13 protein-coding genes are annotated in these 18,109 nt (G+C 59.3%); all 13 read left to right on the top strand.

What is annotated here, in order from left to right; all coding sequences use genetic code 11:
• The first annotated feature begins 47 nt into the window (after window positions 1-47).
• The 13 genes from NI000_RS08490 (at window position 48) to NI000_RS08430 (ending at window position 18,022) form a co-directional block, all read left to right on the top strand.
• Window positions 48-1,802 (top strand): sensor histidine kinase, encoded by a 1,755-nt coding sequence (locus tag NI000_RS08490; protein WP_253409496.1) that lies wholly within the window; start codon window positions 48-50, stop codon window positions 1,800-1,802.
• On the top strand, window positions 1,777-3,441 hold the full coding sequence (locus tag NI000_RS08485; RefSeq protein WP_253409494.1) for a response regulator transcription factor: 1,665 nt from the start codon (window positions 1,777-1,779) through the stop codon (window positions 3,439-3,441). Before NI000_RS08490 ends, NI000_RS08485 begins: the two co-directional genes overlap by 26 nt.
• The gene (locus tag NI000_RS08480; protein WP_253409492.1) at window positions 3,425-4,540 is read left to right on the top strand and encodes an alanine racemase; all 1,116 of its coding nucleotides are present in this window, start codon (window positions 3,425-3,427) and stop codon (window positions 4,538-4,540) included. The genes NI000_RS08485 and NI000_RS08480 overlap by 17 nt, the downstream gene beginning before the upstream one ends.
• 26 nt (window positions 4,541-4,566) lie before the next feature.
• A complete protein-coding gene (locus tag NI000_RS08475; protein WP_253409490.1) occupies window positions 4,567-5,733 on the top strand; it encodes a M20 family metallopeptidase in 1,167 nt (388 codons plus the stop codon).
• 302 nt (window positions 5,734-6,035) lie between these two features.
• Window positions 6,036-7,730 (top strand): amylo-alpha-1,6-glucosidase, encoded by a 1,695-nt coding sequence (locus NI000_RS08470; protein ID WP_253409488.1) that lies wholly within the window; start codon window positions 6,036-6,038, stop codon window positions 7,728-7,730.
• A gap of 45 nt (window positions 7,731-7,775) precedes the next feature.
• Window positions 7,776-8,558 (top strand): SDR family NAD(P)-dependent oxidoreductase, encoded by a 783-nt coding sequence (locus NI000_RS08465; RefSeq protein ID WP_253409486.1) that lies wholly within the window; start codon window positions 7,776-7,778, stop codon window positions 8,556-8,558.
• Window positions 8,559-8,581: 23 nt separating this feature from the next.
• On the top strand, window positions 8,582-9,973 hold the full coding sequence (gene gcvPA / locus NI000_RS08460; protein WP_253409484.1) for an aminomethyl-transferring glycine dehydrogenase subunit GcvPA: 1,392 nt from the start codon (window positions 8,582-8,584) through the stop codon (window positions 9,971-9,973).
• A gap of 33 nt (window positions 9,974-10,006) precedes the next feature.
• Window positions 10,007-11,584: an aminomethyl-transferring glycine dehydrogenase subunit GcvPB gene (gcvPB, locus tag NI000_RS08455; protein ID WP_253409482.1), complete on the top strand. Its 1,578-nt coding sequence runs from the start codon at window positions 10,007-10,009 to the stop codon at window positions 11,582-11,584.
• Between the two features lie 213 nt (window positions 11,585-11,797).
• Window positions 11,798-13,507 (top strand): sensor histidine kinase, encoded by a 1,710-nt coding sequence (locus NI000_RS08450; protein WP_253409481.1) that lies wholly within the window; start codon window positions 11,798-11,800, stop codon window positions 13,505-13,507.
• The gene (locus NI000_RS08445) at window positions 13,504-14,694 is read left to right on the top strand and encodes a response regulator transcription factor (protein ID WP_253409478.1); all 1,191 of its coding nucleotides are present in this window, start codon (window positions 13,504-13,506) and stop codon (window positions 14,692-14,694) included. The genes NI000_RS08450 and NI000_RS08445 overlap by 4 nt, the downstream gene beginning before the upstream one ends.
• A 164-nt stretch (window positions 14,695-14,858) precedes the next feature.
• Complete coding sequence (locus NI000_RS08440) at window positions 14,859-16,187, top strand: ABC transporter substrate-binding protein (protein ID WP_253409477.1); 1,329 nt, start codon at window positions 14,859-14,861, stop codon at window positions 16,185-16,187.
• A 35-nt stretch (window positions 16,188-16,222) separates the two neighbouring features.
• Window positions 16,223-17,185, top strand: a complete 963-nt coding sequence (locus NI000_RS08435) for a carbohydrate ABC transporter permease (RefSeq protein ID WP_253409475.1) — start codon at window positions 16,223-16,225, stop codon at window positions 17,183-17,185.
• Window positions 17,186-17,212: 27 nt separating this feature from the next.
• Window positions 17,213-18,022, top strand: coding sequence for a carbohydrate ABC transporter permease (locus NI000_RS08430; protein ID WP_253409473.1), 810 nt, complete (start codon window positions 17,213-17,215; stop codon window positions 18,020-18,022).
• Window positions 18,023-18,109: the final 87 nt, after the last annotated feature.

Raw genomic sequence — 18,109 nt, 5'->3', positions numbered from 1 at the left:
ATCGGATGGCTGGCGCACACTACAATTCCGCAAGGAGCGGTGACATCATGACGGGAAAGCCAACGATCTTCACCAAGGTATTAGTGCTCATTGCATTGCTGCTTACGCCTGTGCTCTTTTTGTACATTTACACGAATCAAGTCAGCGTGAACGTCGTGCGGGAAGAAATCCAGTCTTCGAGTCTCAACCGGCTATCCTTTTTTCTGCAGCAGTTTGATTCGACGGTCGAACAGCTTGCGATGTTTCCCGTTATTTTGAATTCGGATCCGTACTTGCGCGAATTTGTCGACCGCAGATCGGACAAGCCTTACGACAAGCTGAAGGAGCAGACCCGCCTGATGCAGAAAATCAGCCTGCAGAGCGTTTCCGCCGCCTGGACGAACGATTTGACGGTTTATTTGCCCAAAGATCAGCTTGTCATATCTTCCAATATATTTAAGTCCTACGATCCGGGGGAGATAGACAAATTTGCACCGCTTAAGAATTGGACTTACGACGGGACCGTACGGGGCGATGCCCGGACGCCGGGGGCCCGTTTCACCCGCCAGATCGTCGATCCGTTAGGGACAACCGATCCGTCCGCGATTCAAGCGATGATTCAGGTCAGCTTTCCGGTTGCCAACATCTCCGTCATGCTCGATCAGGTGAAAACGGGCGGCAAAGGCGATCCGTTTCTGTACCGGAGCGGTTTTTCCCCGATCGGCAGCGCCACGCTGAACGACGGGTCCGTGCAGGCCATCGTTCGTATGCTGGACGGGCAATCGCTGCAGGAAAGCGGTCATTTCGTCGCGGCGGTCGCCGGACGGCAGGTTGCCGTGTACTATGTCAAGTCCAGACAGCTTGACTGGTATCTGGTCGATTATGTGCCCGTCGACAGCATTTTGGCGCCGATCCGCAAGACGAATTTGCTGTTCTACACAGCGCTCGGCTTGCTGCTAGGCATGAGCTGTTTGGCCGCTTATTTGCTTTATCGGAACGTCCAGAAGCCGATCGGGAAGCTGCTGAATGGCGTGAGGCTGCTCAAGAAGGGAGACTTGTCCGCACGCATCCGTTACCGGCCGAACAACGAGTTCGATTTCCTGATCGACCGGTTTAACGAAATGGCCGAACAGATCCAAGACTTGGTGCAGCGGGTATACGCCGAGAAAATCCGGCTTCACGAAGCGACGCTCAAGCAGCTTCAGGCGCAGATCAATCCGCATTTTTTGTATAACAGCCTGTTCTTTATCGTCAATACCGCGATGCTGGAGGATACGAGGTCGGTCGTGGCGATGGCGCACAATCTCGCCGAATATTACCGTTACACTACACGTATGGAAAACCGGACAGCGGCGCTTGGCGAAGAAATGAAGCTCGTGACCAATTATTTGACCATTCATAACCTGCGGCTCGGACGGCTTCGCTGCGAGCTGGACGTCCCGGAGCCGATGTTGGAGCTGCCGATTCCTCGCTTGCTGCTGCAGCCGATTGTGGAGAACGCCATCGTTCACGGCATCGAGAACAAGCCGGGGGAGGCCGTCATCCGGGTATCCGGAAGCGTGAGCGAAGGCTTATGCCGGATCGTTGTGGACGACAACGGCGTCGGTATGACGGACGAGGCGATCGCCGCCATGGAGCACCAGCTTGCGCTGCCGCAGGAGGCCGCATCGGGCTTCGGGATGTGGAACGTGCACCAGCGCTTGCGCTACGTCTTCGGCGAAGGTGCAGGGCTCAGGCTCTCGCACAGTCCGCTCGGCGGGTTGCGCGTCACGTTGACATGGGGGAGGGATTCGGAGGATGGCGCAGCTATTGATCGTGGATGACGAGGCCCACGTGGTGGAACGTCTCGCCGAGCTCGTCCCGTGGGAGCGAATCGGCATCGCCGCCGTGCATAAGGCCTATTCGGCGTACGAAGCGCTCGAACTGCTGAATGCGCATGCGATCGACATCGTGATCTCGGATATCCGGATGCCGGGAATATCCGGTCTTGAGCTTTCCCGCCACATCCGGGACAAATGGGCCAAAACGAAATGCATCCTGCTGTCGGGCTACGCCGAGTTTGAATATGCCAAGGAAGCGATTGCCAACGGTACCGCAAGCTATTTGCTCAAGCCGGTAACCGATGAAGAGCTGCTGGACACCGTCTCTGGCGTGCTGGAGACGGTTCGGGAGGAATGGAACGCGGTAATTTCCCAGGAGCGGATCGCCCGGACGCTGCGCGAAAACTTGCCGCAGCTGCGGAGCACGCTGCTTGGCGAGCTGCTCCTCGGCAAACGCTACTCCGAGGCTGAGCTCCGCGACAAAATGGAGATGCTCGACGTGCCCGACTTATTCGGAAAGCCGGTTTCGCTGCTGCTCGTCCGCCTCGAAAAGCCGTTCTACGGCTACGATCCGCGCGGCCTTGCGCTCGTGGAATACGCGGTGGGCAATATCGCCGGAGAGCTGTTCGCGCCGGGCTTTCAGCTTTGGGCCGGCAAAGACACGTACGATTATCTGGTATTCGCCGTATCGTCGGAAGCTGGCGAAGGGCAGGAGGAGCGGCAGCAGGCGCTCGAACGTGCGGTCGAGCAATTGCAGGAGGCCATCCACGCCTATTTGAAGGGCGAAGCGACGATTGTCATCAGCCGGGAAGGAACGTTCCCCGGCGATGTGTCTGCGCTGTACGACGGCACGTTGTCTGCTTTGCGGAGAAGGGTCGGGAACGAGCAGGACCTGATTTTGACTGCGGCGGACGGGCCGTCCGAACGGACGGAGCTGCGGTCCCTCGCATCGCTGTACGAGCTTCCGTCTCTCGCGCAGCTGCTTGAGGCCGGCCAATGGGATGTCGCGGATCAGCGGATCGAGCGCCTTTTCGGCGAGCTGCAGACGAGGAGCGGCTGCATTCAGGAGATGCTCCTCGAAGCTTATTTTGCCATCGCCTCGGCGGCGTCCTCTTATGCGCACAAGAACGGCCGGCCGCTCTCCGGGCTGATTGGGCCGGGCTACGACCAATTGCTGCAGGGCGTTCCGTACCGTTCCGTCCGGCATCTTCAGGACTGGTCGGTCGCGCTCATGAGCAGCTTGCGCTGCGAAACCGAAAGCGAAACGAAGCGCTCGCGGGCGAAGCTGATCGCCGATGTCCGGCAATTCGTCGAGCGGCGGTTGGCGGAGGACGTTTCCTTGACGGCGATTGCCGAGCATGTGTATATGCATCCGGTCTATATTTCCAAGATTTACAAACGGGAAACCGGCGAAAACGTAAGCGATTACGTCCATCGGCTCCGCATGGAGAAGGCCGCCCGTCTACTGCTCCATACCCCGGGCAAAATTTACGAAATCGCGGCGGACGTCGGCTATCAGCGGGCGCATTCGTTCATCAACGTATTTAAAAAGCATACGGGGCTGACGCCCCAAGAATACCGGGACAAGTATGCTTCCCCACAATCGGATTCCGAGGTGAAACGTCATGACACATCAATCTGAAGCGCTTTATCCCGAAACGCCGGCCACGCCGTATGCATTCGTCGACCTCGACACGGTCGAGCGGAATATCCGGCGAATGTCTGACAAGCTGGCACAATACGGGATCAAGCACCGGCCTCATATCAAAACGCATAAGTCGCTGCGCTTCGCGGGCATGCAGCTCGCAGCCGGGGCGGTCGGCATAACCGTAGCCAAGCTTTCGGAAGCGGAAACGTTCGCGGACTTGGGCATCGACGATATTTTGATTGCCTTTCCGGTCATCGGAGAGCGCAACCTCGAACGGCTGGAACGGCTGCACCGCCGGATTGCCCTTGCCGTCACCGTCGACAGCTGGGAAGGGGCGGTAGGTATCTCGACCGTCGGGGTCCGCTCCGGCAAGCCGGTGCCCGTCTTGATCGAGCTGGACGGCGGGCTGCATCGCGGCGGCCGGCAGCCGGGCAAGGACATCGTCGATTTCGCCTTGCGGCTTCGTGAGCTGCCGGGCATTGACATCGAAGGTCTGATGGCTTATTTCGGGCTGATCTACCGGAGCGGAGACCCGGCTGCGGTCGCCGCTGCGGTGCAGGCCGAATCGGAGACACTTGGCCGGGTCGTTGCGGATTTGCGCCAAGCGGGCTTTGCGGTAAACACGATCAGCTCCGGTTCCACGCCCACCGCCAAAATGTGCGAGCACGCCGCAGGCGTGACGGAGGTACGGGCAGGCAATTATATTTTCAACGACGTATCGGCCGTACAGATGGGCTTGGCCGAGGAAGCGGATTGCGCGCTGCGGGTCGCGGCTACCGTCGTCAGCCTGCCGCTGCCGGGCATGGCGACGATCGACGCGGGAACCAAGGCGCTGACGAGCGACCGGGCGCACCATGGCGACGGCTTCGGCATCGTCGTCGGGAAGCCGGACGTTGTGATTGCTGCGCTTAACGAAGAGCACGGCATGCTGCGGTTTGATCCGGACAAGGTGTCCTTGTCCATCGGCGAGCGGATCGACATTATTCCGAACCATTCGTGCGTCATTCCGAATTTGAACGATGCGATTTACGGTGTGCGCAGCGGCGTCGTGACGGAACGTATCAAGGTTGATGCGCGGGGCTGCAATTATTAACGCGAAGGATCGGAGGAAGCCGCAAGATGATAGTAAAAATAGACGAGCAGCGCGTTGCCCGATTGCTGCAGGATTTGGTGCGGATTCCAAGCGTTAATCCGGGCTTCGAAGGCGGCGTGCCGGAACGGGAGATGGCCGATTACGTCGAAGCTTTCTTCACGCGTCTCAGGTTGAAGGCCGAACGCAGGGAAGTGCGACCGGACCGGCCAAATGTGATCGGCATCCTGCCCGGGGTTGCCGACGATGCGCCCGCTCTGCTGCTGGAGGCGCATATGGATACGGTGCAGACCGCGAACATGACCATCGATCCGTTCGGCGCGGAAATACGCGGGGGCAAGCTCTACGGCCGCGGCGCCTGTGACACGAAAGCGTCGCTCGCGGCGATGCTGGCCGCCATCGAGTGGTTCGCCGAGAACGGCGTCAAGCCGCCCGTGCCGGTCCATCTGGCGGCGACCGTCGACGAGGAGGTCAACTATCTCGGCGTGCTGGACGTGCTGGAGGCGGGACACGAATATGCCGCCGCCATTGTCGGGGAGCCGACCGGGCTTCAGGCGGTTGTCGCGCATAAAGGGGTCGTCCGCTGCGAGATCGAGACGGTCGGCGTCTCCGCCCATTCCTCCAAGCCCGAGGAAGGCGTCAACGCGATCAGCGGCATGATGAAGGTCGTCGCCCATATCGAAGGGGCAATGCAAGCACGGCTACGTCATGCCGCGCACCCGCTTGTCGGTCCGGCGACGCTTGCCGTGACGCAGATTCAAGGCGGCGTGGCGCCGAACACGATTCCCGAGCGGTGCCTCATCCGCATCGACCGCCGAACGATCCCCGGCGAGGACAGCGAGCAAGTATGGCACGATATCCGGGTGGAGATGGAGCAACTGGCGGCGGAGGACGGCGGGCTGAACGTCATTGTTCATCCGCCCTTTGTGCTGGATTACGCGATGGATACGAGCCCCGATAGCGAGATTGTGAGGCTTGTGGCTTCGGCTGCTGCGGGGAAAATCGGCGAAATGCGCACGCTCGGCGTGCCTTACGGCACGGATGCGAGCAAGCTGGCCCGGGCAGGCATCCCTGCGGTCGTGTTCGGACCGGGCTCGATCGAGCAAGCGCACACGAAGGACGAATGGGTGGAGCTTAAGCAGGTGGTGCTGGCGGCGGAAATCATTGCGGAGACGATGCTGAAATTTGGGAAATAGTATTGGAAAATAAATTGCCTGAGCTGGGTCGCCATGCTCAGGCTTTTTTTGGCTGGGTAAATTGTTCGATCATCGGACAAAAGACCGTTACCGGATAAACTTACGATCCGCTGCGAACAAAATGACACCCCGGCGGGCTTCTGGGACCGCCTTGCGGAAAAACGCGCAAACAGACACGAAGCAGCGAACAGAAAGCCGTTTTGCGGGAAATGCATTTTACTTATAATTCATGTAAACGCTCTCTTACACTTTTCGTTTGAGAGAGCCGTTATCCAGACGACGAGGGGGCTATCGGAATCCGCATGTTGTTCGATCTTCATACTGTGCCGTTCAGCCGTTTCGGTTCGTATTTTGCCTTTTCAATTCTTCCGGCGCGTCCCGACAGGGAAGCCGGTCTGTACTTGAGGCTCGTGCGGGGTGGGGATAACGATATCGGAGCCGTGTTCCGAATCGAGTTGCTCGCTGGCGGCCAAGCCGTTCCTTTTACTTGCTCCGCTTCTCCGACGTTATTGCGGCTTGAAGCGGAACAAGGGACAGCCGAGTGGTGCATACCGGAACCGGATTTTATACGCGTTCGTTCGCAGGGTGTCGGCGTGCGGTTAACCTGCGCGCCCGGCGTATACGATTATGCGTTTCCGCTTGGAGAGCGGGGCTGGGAGTTCAACAGCTTCGTGCGGGAACGACGCTTTCTGCTTTCCCATGTGGCCGGGTCGATTCGCGAGGACGTTCGCTGGGATGGGGTGAAAGCGCAGCGGCTTGCGTTCGACGGCGTGCCTGGGGGCGACGGGAAGCTGGAGCTTACGTTGGAGGAATACCGCACCGTTCCGCGCCCGCCGCGCCCCGGATCGTTCGATCAAGGGCTTGCGCAGGTGCAAGGCGAGTACGCCGCCTGGCGCAGCCGGATGCCCGCCGTTGCCGCGGTCTGGTCCGAAGCGGAGGAGCTGGCCGCTTATATTACTTGGTCCTGCGTCGTGCAGGCCGATGGGTATTTGCCCCGGAACGCAATGTATATGTCCAAAAACTGGATGACGAACATTTGGAGCTGGGACCACTGCTTCAATGCGATGGCGCTTGCCGCAGCCGATCCCGATCTGGCTTGGGACCAGTTCGCGATCTTTTTTGACCGGCAGGACGATAGCGGGATGCTGCCGGATTTTATGAACGACAAATATGCGCTGTGGAACTGCTGCAAGCCGCCGATCCACGGCTGGACGCTGCGGTGGCTGATGAACCGTTCCGAGGCCGTTACGCCGGAGCGGCTTGCGGAAATTTACGAACCGCTGGCCCGCTGGACGCAGTGGTGGTTCGATTACCGCGACGACGACCGCGACGGCGTGCCGCAGTACAACCACGGCAACGACTCCGGTTGGGACAACAGTACGGTCTTTTTGGCGACGATTCCCGTGGAAAGTCCCGATTTGTGCGCCTTTCTTATTTTGCAAATGGAAACGCTTGCCATGGTGGCGGCCAGACTGGGCCGCGCCGGGGAAGCGGAGCAGTGGGAGCGCCGGTCGCAGGAGCTGTTGACGCGGATGATCGAGCACTTTTGGACCGGTGACCGCTTCCAAGCCGTACAGTCCGGCACGCATGCCGGAGCCGACGAGGGCGACAGCTTGATGGGGTATTTGCCTGTCATATTGGGCAAGCGTCTGCCTGGGCCGATCCTGTGCAAGCTGATCGAAGGGCTGCGCGAGGAAGGGCGCTTTCTGACGGCGCACGGCTTCGCTACCGAAAGCGTCAGAAGCCCGCTGTACGCGCCGGATGGCTACTGGCGGGGGCCGATCTGGGCCCCGGTCATGCTGCTGCTCGTGGAAGGGCTGAAGGAAGCGGGCGAGGAGCAGTTCGCGGCCGGCGTTGCGAGACGTTTTTGCCGGATGGCGGCTTCCGCAGGCATGGCTGAAAACTTCGACGCGCTCGAAGGGCGCGGGCTGCGGGACCGGGCGTTCACGTGGACGTCCAGCGTCTTTCTGCTGCTGGCCCGGGAATATGGTGTGTAGGCCGCTTACACTGAGCTTGTCCGAAGATAAGGGGGAACAAGGGAGATGCAAATGACAGAACAATTGCTGGCATTGGATGGAAAAGTCGCTGCGGTAACCGGAGGCGCTTCGGGGATCGGACTCGCCACGGTGCGGAAACTGGCCCGGCACGGGGCGTCCGTCGTCATCCTCGACGTGAACGAGATGGCCGGCAGCCAGGCCGCAGACGAGCTTCGGAGCGAAGGGCTCGCAGCCCGGTTCATCGGCTGCAACGTAACCTCTGCGGCCGATTGCGAAGCGGCGGTGGAAACGATACGCCGGGAATACGGCCGGTTGGATATTTTGTTCAATAACGCCGGGGTGATCCGGCGGCGCACCGTCGTTGAAATGGCGGAGGAAGAATGGGATGCGGTAGTGGATATTTCGCTCAAGGGCGCTTTTTTGCTCTCGAAATACGCAGTTCCGCTCATGGCCGAAGGCGGCGGAGGCAGCATCATCAACACCGGGTCCGGCTGGGGATTGAAGGGCGGCGACCGGGCGGCCGCCTACTGCGCCGCCAAGGCGGGCATCGTCAATCTGACGAAGGCGATGGCGATCGACCATGGCGGACAGCAGATCCGGGTCAACTGCGTCTGTCCCGGAGATACGGATACGCCGCTGCTGCGGGACGAAGCGAAGCAGCTCCAACGGGAAGAGCAGTCGTTCGTGCAGGCATCGGCGCTAGAACGACCGCTGAAGCGCATCGGCACGCCTGACGACATTGCTAACGCCGTGCTGTTTCTCGCGAGCGATATGTCGTCGTGGGTAACCGGCTCGGTGCTTGTCGTCGACGGCGGAGGACTGGCATAACGAAAAAGGAGGAGTTGCGACGCATGGCCACGCTTAAAAAAACAACGTCTCATCCGTATATCCCCAACACCGTGCCCGATGTTCAGCGGGCGATGCTTGACGAAATCGGCGTCTCCGATATTGACGAGCTGTACCGCATGGTGCCGAAGGAGCTTCGTCTGACGGGCCCGCTGAAGGTGGAGCCGGCGCTGTCCGAATACGAGCTGCAGCGTCATGTCGATCGGCTGCTGGAGCGCAACCGGAGCGCGAAGGAAACGATCAGCTTTCTCGGAGCGGGCTGCTGGCAGCACTTCGTGCCGGCCGTTTGCGATGAAATCAACCAGCGCTCGGAGTTCGTCACCGCGTATGCGGGCGAGCCTTACGAGGACCATGGTCGCTTCCAGGCGCTGTTCGAGTACCAGAGCCTGCTGGCGGAGCTCGTCGACATGGACGTCGTGAACGTGCCGACGTTCGACTGGGCGCAGGCGGCTTCCACTGCGCTGCGGATGGCAGGCCGCATCACCGGTCGCCGTACGGCGCTGCTTCCGGCGACGATGCATCCCGAGCGGCTGCGGGTCATCCGCAATTATTTATCGCCGCAGATGGACTGCGTGCTCGTCGATTACGCGTCGGACACCGGACTCCTCGATATGGCCGACCTGAAGGCGAAGCTGTCGGCCGACACGGCCGCCGTATATATTGAGAATCCGTCCTACATCGGACATATCGAGACGCAAGGCCGCGAAATCGCCGAGTTCGCGCATGCGGCGGGCGCGCTTTTCGTCGTCGGCGTCGATCCGATCTCGCTCGGAATGCTTGAGCCGCCGTCCCGGTACGGCGCGGATATCGTCTGCGGCGACCTGCAGCCTCTCGGAATCCGCATGCAGTACGGCGGCGGTCAAGCGGGCTTTATCGCCACGCGCGACGAGGAGCAATTCGTCATGGAATATCCGTCCCGCTTGTTCGGCATTGCTCCGACGGCGGTCGAAGGCGAGTACGGCTTCGGGGACGTCGCTTATGAGCGGACTTCTTTTGCCAAGCGGGAGAAGGGAAAGGAATCGGTCGGGACCCAAACCGCGCTGTGGGGAATCACGGCAGGCGTCTACCTGGCTTTAATGGGGCCTCACGGCATGCGCGAGGTCGGCGAAACGATTATCCGGCAGGCACGCTATGCAGCGGGCAGGCTGGCGGAGCTGGAAGGGGTGCGGATCCGGTTTCAGGCATCGTCGTTCAAAGAATTCGTCGTCGATTTCAACGGGACGGGACGTACAGTGAGCGACATCAACAAGCGGCTGCTGGAGCACGGCATCTTCGGAGGCAAGGATTTGTCGGAGGAATTTCCGGCCTGGGGCCAATGCGCACTCTACTGTGTCACCGAAATCCACACGAAAGAAGATATCGACGCGCTTGCGGCCGCTCTGAAGGCGGTCCTGTAAGCCTGAGGGCAGAAAGGAGCCATGCGAATACCTATGAAACGGATACCTAGAAACCGGAACGTTCGACAATTTCATCAGGCCAAATGGGACGAACCCGTCATTTTCGAGCTGCATCAGCCAGGTGAGCGTGGCGTTATCCCGCCGTCCGTCAGCGAGGAAGTGGCAGCGGTCGTGGGAGACGCGGAAGCTTGCGTGCCCCAAGGCATGCTGCGCAGTCAAGCTCCGGCTTTGCCGGAGATCGGGCAGGCCCGGGTGCTGCGCCATTACTTGCGCCTGTCGCAAGAGACGCTGGGCTCGGATTTCAACGTCGAGATCGGGCAGGGCACCTGCACGATGAAATACATTCCGCGGGTCAACGAAATGCTGATCCGCAATCCGAAAATATCCGAGCTGCATCCGCTGCAGGACGAGTCGACCGTGCAGGGGATGCTGGAGGTGTACCACCGCTTGGACCTCGCGATGCGCGAGATTTCGGGCATGGACCGATTCACGTTCCAGCCGGGAAGTGGGACGCAGGCGCTGTTCGCGATGGCGTCCATCGTGCGGGCCTATCACGAGGCGAACGGCGAAGGTAACAAGCGGGATGAAATCATAACCACCATATTTTCCCACCCGTCGCAAGCGGCGACCGCTGCCGTGAAGGGGTATAAAATCATTACGCTGTACCCTGACAAGGACGGATTCCCGGACCTGGAAGCACTTCGGGGAGCAATCTCCGAGCGGACAGCGGGCTTCGTCGTAGCCAATCCGGAGGACACGGGCATCTTCAACCCGCGGATTCGCGAGTTTACTGACCTCGTGCACGCCGCAGGCGGGATATGCTATTACGACCAAGCGAACGCGAACGGGCTGCTCGGCATCACCCGGGCGAAGGAAGCGGGCTTCGACATGTGCTTTTTCAACCTGCACAAAACGTTCGCCGCGCCTCATATGTGCGGCGGCCCGGCGACGGGAGCGCTCGGCGTGACGGAGCGGCTGGTTCCGTTTCTGCCTGGCCCGCTCGTCGAAACGGACGGAACCCGCTACACGCTGAACCATTCGCCGGCCCAAAGCATCGGCAAAGTCCGCATGTTCCAAGGCGTGGCCCAGACGGTGCTCCGCTCGTACGCATGGATTCGTGCGCTGGGGCCGGAAGGGCTGTTGGACGCGGCGAAGGTGGCGGTCCTGAACAACAACTATTTGTACAGCCGCATCTTGAAAATTCCGGGCGCCAGCGCTCCGTATGTGGAGGGCGGAAGGCTGGAACAGGTGCGCTACAGCTGGGAGCAGTTGACCCGGGAAACCGGCATCACGACGGAAGACGTGCAGCGCCGCATGTGCGACTTCGGGCTCCATTACTGGACCAGCCACCATCCGTACATCGTGCCGCAGCCGTTCACGCTGGAGCCGACCGAGTCGTATTCCAAGGAAGACTTGGACGAATACGTAAGCGCCCTGGAGCAGATTGCCAAGGAAGCCTACGAGCAGCCGGACATCGTCCGCAGCGCCCCGCACAACAGCACCGTGCACCGGATCGACGAATCGAGCTTCGACGACCCGGCGAAATGGTGCATCACCTGGCGGGCTTATCTCAAAAAGACCGCCCCGGCCGAAGCCGGTGTCGAGTCTTGAGCAAAATAAAGCCGGGGTGATCCCGACAATGTCAGCAGCAGCCGGAATCCGCCTTGGAGTCCGGCTTTTTGCTTCACGAGACGCTCCCGCAAAGGGTAAAGTTTCCGGCAGGTACAGGTCCTGCGCTTGATGCTGGCGGTCTTCGGAGCGTGATATAATAAACAAGGAAAGCGCTTACGAGATCGTAAAAACAACTGCTTGCGGGGGATGTCCATGATGCCTAGAAACGGATTCAAGCTGCCTCGGGGTATCCGAAGCACCCTGCAGACCAAACTGGTGCTGCTTATTGCGCTTGCCGCGGTGATTCCGCTGCTGACACTCGGGTACGTGCTGTATCACAAATCGTCGGGAACGATCAACGAGCAATTCGGCCGCTACGGGGAAAACTCCGCCTCGCAGCTGCAATTTCAGATCGATTCCACCTTGGGGCAAATGAAGTATACGGTCAGCGACATTTTGTCGTACTTGCTCGACCCGAAGTTTACGGTGCTGCACGAAGAGGTGCCGACGACGTACAAGGGCTTTCAGGAGGAGCAGCAGCTCGAGCAGTATTTGAAAGCCCATAAGTCGTTGGATATGAAAGGCATTTTCCTGATTACGAAGTCGGGCTACTATTACGGCGAACGGATCATCCGCTTCGATCTGCTCAAGGCGGAGCCTTGGTACCGGAACGACGCCGACGGTTACCGCTTCGACCTGTACGAGCCGAACCATTACAACGACACCGCCCGCGTTCCCGGGGAAAAAGTGATCGGCCTGCTGTTCCGCATTCGCAATCAGGTGGGAGTGCTGGAAAACAGCAGCATTTTGATCGAGACGAACGCTGACAAGCTGTTGCGGTTGTTTCGCGAATTTGAGCAGGACACCGGCTCGCAGTTGACGATCACCGGCGGCGGCAAAACGGTTTACCAGACACAGGGCTCGTTAGTGAAAAGGGATGACGATGTCGTCTGGACGAAGCATTCGGACGAGACGGACTGGACGATTGAGGTACGGACGCCGTACGAGCAATTTTATAAGCCGTCGCTGCTGATCCGCACCTTTACGTTCTCTGCGGTCAGCCTGTCGATTGCGCTGGCGTTCGTGCTGGCCTATATGTGCTCGGCCCCGCTGCTCAAGCGGGTCAAGAAAATGAAAGAGTCGATCCGCCGCGTCAGCCTCGGGAAGCTCGATACGCGGATTGACGTGGAGACCGAAGACGAGCTGGGGCTGCTCGGCCACAGCTTCAACCGGATGGTAGGGCAGCTTCAGACATTGTTTCATGAGATGAAACAGGTCGAACGCCAGAAAAAAGAAGCCGAGCTCCGCGCGCTGCATCATCAGATCAACCCGCATTTGCTCATCAACACGCTTGCTTCCATTCAATGGAAGGCCAGATTGGCAGGAGCCGCCGATGTGAACAAAATGATTTATCATTTAACCAACGTGCTGGACGGCAACCTGAATGTCGACCGGGAGGTCGTCACGCTGGAGCGGGAGCTTGAGGTGATCGATCATTATTTGAATTTGCAGGAGCTGCGGTACGGCAGCGTGTTCGCCTACCGGATCGAAGCCGCCGGAGTCGATCTGTCTGCCGTGGACATTCCGCGGATGACGCTGCAGCCGCTGGTGGAGAACGTGTTTTTTCACGCATTCGAGGACGGGGAGGGGACGATCGTGCTGCGCATCGAAGCGGACGGCACGGACGCGTTCGTCTCCGTGATCGACGATGGAAAAGGCATGAGCGAGCGCACGCGCCAGCAGCTGCTTCAACCGCACCCGGACGGCGTTCGAAAACGCCGGAGCATCGGCCTGCGCAATGTGGAGGAGCGCATCAAGCTGCATTTCGGCGAAGCTTACGGGCTCACCGTTCAATCCGCGCCGGGAGCGGGGACCCGCATCGTTATCCGATTGCCGATCAAAGCCAAGGAGGGGATCGCATGAATGCCAAACCGATTAAAGTGCTGATTGCCGACGACGAGGTGATCATCCGCCGGGGACTGATTTCGACGGTGCCGTGGGACAAGTACGGGATGACCGTCGTAGCGGACGTGCCCAACGGCAGCCGGGGCTGGGAAGCGTTTCTGGAGCACCGGCCGGATGTGGTCATCACCGACATCGTGATGCCCGAAATGGACGGAATCGAGCTCGCCCGCAAGGTGAAGGCATGCGAGCCCCGGACCAAAATATTGCTGCTTAGCTGCCACCGCGACTTCGAATATGCGCAGCAGGGGATCAAGCTGGGTGCTTCCGGCTATTTGCTGAAAACGTCGTTCAACGACGAGGAGCTGGAGGAATTTCTAGCCGCCTTCCGTCAGGAGCTCGGCACGAACGGCGCCGAGGCTCCACGGCACGCTGCGGCCGAGCTTGCCGCCCCCGCGATCTCCGGGCTGCTGCTCGAATGGCTGTACGGCGTCGGCGACCGGTTTCCGGCCGAGCTGGATCGACTGCTTCAAGGGGCTTGGAGCTGGATGAATGCGCCGACCGCGCTTTATCTGATCTCCGCCCCCGGGAAATGCGGCGGTGGGACGCTGGAGCATGAGCTGCGCGGCTGCGCGTCGGGCGAGCCCTGCGAGGTGCTGCCCTTCGGGGAAGGGCACCTGCTGCTGTTTGTACCCGAAGCCGGGCAGCGTGAATGGGACAGCCGTCTGAGCGAGCGGAAGGCCGAGCAGCCGGAGCTGCACTGGTCACGGCTAGCGCCGCTGGCTGGGCGTGAGGAATGGATTGACGCCGTGCGCAAAGCCCGCGGGCAGATGGAGCTGGAGAAACGGTACCGCATCAGCGTCGGGCAGTGGCCCGCTCCGATTGCGGAAGCGGTGCAGCTGATCGTCCGGCATACGGATACCCAATTGTCCGTCTCCGAGGTGGCGCATGAGGTAGGGCTGAGCCGCAGCCATTTCAGCACGCTGTTCAAGAAGACGGTCGGCGAAAGCTTCGTCTCGTTCACGTACCGGGCGAAGCTGAAAATCGCCTGCGAGCTGCTGGGGGCCCAAGGGATCACCGTTCAGGACATCGCGGATAAAATCGGCATGCCCGACGCGAAATATTTCAGCAAATGGTTCAAACGCTGCACTGGCAAGACGCCGAGCCAATACCGGAGCGAGCGGCGCGAGGAAAGGAGCGCCATCTAAAAACACGGCGATCATCGAACGAAATGACACCTTTGCCCGACAGAGGCCGTTCATACAGCCGATGATGCACGATTTTCCGAACATCCCTCCGTTTTGTATGCGTTTTACTCCCGTTACAATAAACATGTAAGCGGTTAACTAACAGACGTTCAGGGGGAATTCGAATGAAACGAAGGATGCTTCTTGTTACGACATCGATATTGTCCGCTTCTTTGCTGGCCGCCGGGTGCGGCAAACCGGCAAGCGAGCCTCAAAACAGCGCAGCGGGGGCGGGGACGCCATCGTCCGAATCGGGCAAGCAGGTGACGCTGCGTTTTGCCACGTGGGATACGGGCGATCTGCTCAAAATTCAAGAGACGATCGCACGCCAATTCGAAGCGAAGCACCCCGGCGTCAAGGTGCAGGTGGAGGCGTACGGGGACGGCTTTGACCAGAAGCTGGCCGCTTCGATCGGAGCGAACAATGCGCCTGACGTGATGTACATGTGGGATTTTCCGACCTACTCCCAGAACCTCGAACCGCTAGATGCGATGATGTCCGCTGATGCCGGCCTCAAGCCGGACGATTTTTATCCCGGGCTGTTCAACTACGTGAAGATCGGCGGCAAAACATACGGCATGCCGGCCGGGTTTACGACCCGTGTCATGTACTATAACAAGAAGCTGTTCGACGAAGCGAACGTGCCGTATCCGAAAGCGGGCTGGACGTGGGACAACTTCAAGGAAACGGCGAAAAAGCTGACGAACCCCGCCAAGAAGCAATACGGCTTCGGCATCCGGGCCGAGAACGATCCGTACGACCTGCAGGGCTTTATCTGGAGCAACGGCGGCAGCTTCATCAGCCCGGACGGCAAGTCGATCGAAGGGTTTATGAACGGCAATGAAACGGCCGAAGTGCTGCAAATGTTCGGCGGCCTCGTCAAGGATAAAACGGCCGAAGTGCTGCAAATGTTCGGCGGCCTCGTCAAGGATAAAACGGCCGTCATTGTCGGCGGCAAAAACCAGCAGTCCGGAGACGACGTCTTCAAGGCGGGCAAAATCGCCATGTGGGAAAGCGGCGTATGGCCGCTGGACGGCTTCAAAGAGGCCAAAATCGACGTTGGCACGGTCATTATGCCGGCCTTCCCGGGTAAGAAGCTCAAGGGAGTCATTGCCGAATCGGCGGTCTCGATCTCCAAATCGTCCAAGAACAAGGAAATGGCTTGGGAATTCGTTAAATACTACGCGTCCGACGAGGCGATCAAGCTGCGAACCTCCGACCTGCCGGTGCGCAAAAGCGTCGTGGCCGAAAAAAAGCTCGACCAAGACCCGCTCTATCAATCGTTCTATAAAATGCTGGAGGCTTGCGACGACACGCCGGCGTTTCTGCTGAATCCGAAATGGAACGAAGTGAACCGCAATCTCACGTCGGCGATCAATACGATTATGCTCGGCCAGAATGCGAAGGATTCGCTTGACAAGGCCGTCAAAGACTCGGAGAAATTTTTCAAATAAAGCCGGCAGGCGAAAAACGGAAGAAGGATGGACCTATGGATACGACCGCCGTTCGACAGGCAGCCAGGCCGGACATCCGACTGAAACGAAGAGGCTGGCTCACGCCTTACCTCTTCGTCCTTCCTTGGATGATCGGTTTCGTTTCCTTCACGCTGGGGCCGCTGCTGTTCTCACTGGTGATCAGCTTATACGACTGGCCGATTGCGGGAGAGCGTACGTTTGTCGGGTTGCAAAATTATACCAGGATGTTCACTGACGACCCGCTTTTCTGGGATTCGCTTGGCGTCACGCTGAAATTCGCCGCGATATTTGTGCCGCTGAATTTATCGGTAGCGCTGCTGCTTGCGGTGCTGCTGAATCAAAAGGTGCGGGGAAGCGGGATATTCCGCACGATCTTTTATTTGCCGTCCGTCATCTCCGGAGTCGCGCTCGCGATGATCTGGGCGTGGGTATACAGCGGGGAATACGGCATCCTGAATTACTTTTTGTCGCTCGTAGGCATTGCCGGACCGGATTGGCTGCGGGAGCCGGGCTGGGCACTGGCGGCGATGGTAGGCGCGAGCCTATGGGCGCAGGGCTCGATGATGCTGATCTTTTTGGCCGGGCTCAAGAACATCCAGGGCGATCTGTATGAGGCAGCCTCTATCGACGGGGCCGGCGTGTTCACCCGTTTTTTTCGGATCACGCTGCCCATGCTCAGCCCGACGCTGCTGTTCAACCTCGTCACCTCGATCATCGGCGCGTTCCAGCAGCTGACGCTGGCGTTGACGCTGACCGGCGGGGGGCCGTCGAACTCGACGTATTTTTACGCGATGTACGTTTATGAAAACGCCTTTAAGTATTTTCATATGGGCTACGCCGCAGCCAATGCGTGGATCATGTTCCTGATCATCTTGACGCTGACGATGCTCGTCTTCCGCTCGACCGGCATGTGGGTGTACTACGAGGGCGAAGTGAAATCGAAGCGGGCGGGCAAGCGGCGGCGGAAGGCAGCTTAAGGACTGAGGAAAGGAGAGGGACCGGAGATGAAAAAAACGCTCACGTACGCGCTGCTCGTCTTGTTCTCGCTGCTGTTTTTGATGCCGTTCTTCTGGCTCGTGACGACGGCGGTGAAAGCGCCGGACGAAATCTACATGTACCCGCCCAAATGGATTCCGTCGGAAATTCAGTGGGGCAATTTCGTCAAAGCGTGGACGATTCAGCCGTTCAATACGTTTTTGCAAAATTCGTTGACCGTGACGATCTTGTGCAATATCGGGCAGCTGATTTCCTCCTCGCTGGTGGCGTACGGCTTTGCGCGCTTCCGGTTTCCGGGACGCGACGCGCTGTTTCTGATCGTGCTGGCGACGATGATGATCCCGTGGGATGTGACGATGATTCCGCTGTATATGGAATTCAACTTTCTCGGTTGGATTAATACGCTCAAGCCTTTGATCGTCCCGGCCTGGTTCGGATCGGCCTTCTATATTTTTCTGCTGCGGCAGTTTATTATGACCATTCCAACGGAGCTGGAGGAGGCGGCGAAGATCGACGGGGCCAGCGATTTAGGTATTTTCATCCGGGTGATCGTCCCGCTGATGCTGCCTGCCTTGATTCTCGTGAGCGTGTTCAACATGCTCGATACGTGGAACGATTACCTCGGACCGCTGATTTTCCTGAACGACTCCAGCAAATATACGCTGACGCTCGGACTCGCCCAGTTCAAAGGGGTGCACGGCGTCGATATGACGTCCGTGATGGCGGTGACGTCGATCATTTGCCTGCCGCCGCTGCTTGTATTTTTCGGTGCGCAGCGGTACATCGTGGAAGGCATTGCGCAGACGGGGATAAAATAAGCGGGACGGACGGTTGCGGGAAATGCGGCAGGAAAAGAAACAGCTCCGTTCTATGCCGTACAACATCAATAAAACAGGGTAATCGGA

Origin of the sequence: Paenibacillus tyrphae (assembly GCF_024158745.1) — a bacterium.
GTDB lineage: Bacteria > Bacillota > Bacilli > Paenibacillales > NBRC-103111 > Paenibacillus_G > Paenibacillus_G tyrfis_A.
Note: the sequence above shows the minus strand (reverse complement) of the source record. Positions and strands in the feature narration are given on the sequence as shown.

What these genes read in the sequence shown, in the direction of transcription:
- gcvPA (WP_253409484.1), top strand. Translation starts at nt 8,582, where the DNA reads ATGGCCACGCTTAAAAAAACAACGTCTCATCCGTATATCCCCAACACC.
- NI000_RS08465 (WP_253409486.1), top strand. Translation starts at nt 7,776, where the DNA reads ATGCAAATGACAGAACAATTGCTGGCATTGGATGGAAAAGTCGCTGCG.
- NI000_RS08480 (WP_253409492.1), top strand. Translation starts at nt 3,425, where the DNA reads ATGACACATCAATCTGAAGCGCTTTATCCCGAAACGCCGGCCACGCCG.
- NI000_RS08470 (WP_253409488.1), top strand. Translation starts at nt 6,036, where the DNA reads ATGTTGTTCGATCTTCATACTGTGCCGTTCAGCCGTTTCGGTTCGTAT.
- NI000_RS08445 (WP_253409478.1), top strand. Translation starts at nt 13,504, where the DNA reads ATGAATGCCAAACCGATTAAAGTGCTGATTGCCGACGACGAGGTGATC.
- NI000_RS08440 (WP_253409477.1), top strand. Translation starts at nt 14,859, where the DNA reads ATGAAACGAAGGATGCTTCTTGTTACGACATCGATATTGTCCGCTTCT.
- NI000_RS08430 (WP_253409473.1), top strand. Translation starts at nt 17,213, where the DNA reads ATGAAAAAAACGCTCACGTACGCGCTGCTCGTCTTGTTCTCGCTGCTG.
- NI000_RS08490 (WP_253409496.1), top strand. Translation starts at nt 48, where the DNA reads ATGACGGGAAAGCCAACGATCTTCACCAAGGTATTAGTGCTCATTGCA.
- NI000_RS08475 (WP_253409490.1), top strand. Translation starts at nt 4,567, where the DNA reads ATGATAGTAAAAATAGACGAGCAGCGCGTTGCCCGATTGCTGCAGGAT.
- NI000_RS08450 (WP_253409481.1), top strand. Translation starts at nt 11,798, where the DNA reads ATGATGCCTAGAAACGGATTCAAGCTGCCTCGGGGTATCCGAAGCACC.
- NI000_RS08435 (WP_253409475.1), top strand. Translation starts at nt 16,223, where the DNA reads ATGGATACGACCGCCGTTCGACAGGCAGCCAGGCCGGACATCCGACTG.
- NI000_RS08485 (WP_253409494.1), top strand. Translation starts at nt 1,777, where the DNA reads ATGGCGCAGCTATTGATCGTGGATGACGAGGCCCACGTGGTGGAACGT.
- gcvPB (WP_253409482.1), top strand. Translation starts at nt 10,007, where the DNA reads ATGAAACGGATACCTAGAAACCGGAACGTTCGACAATTTCATCAGGCC.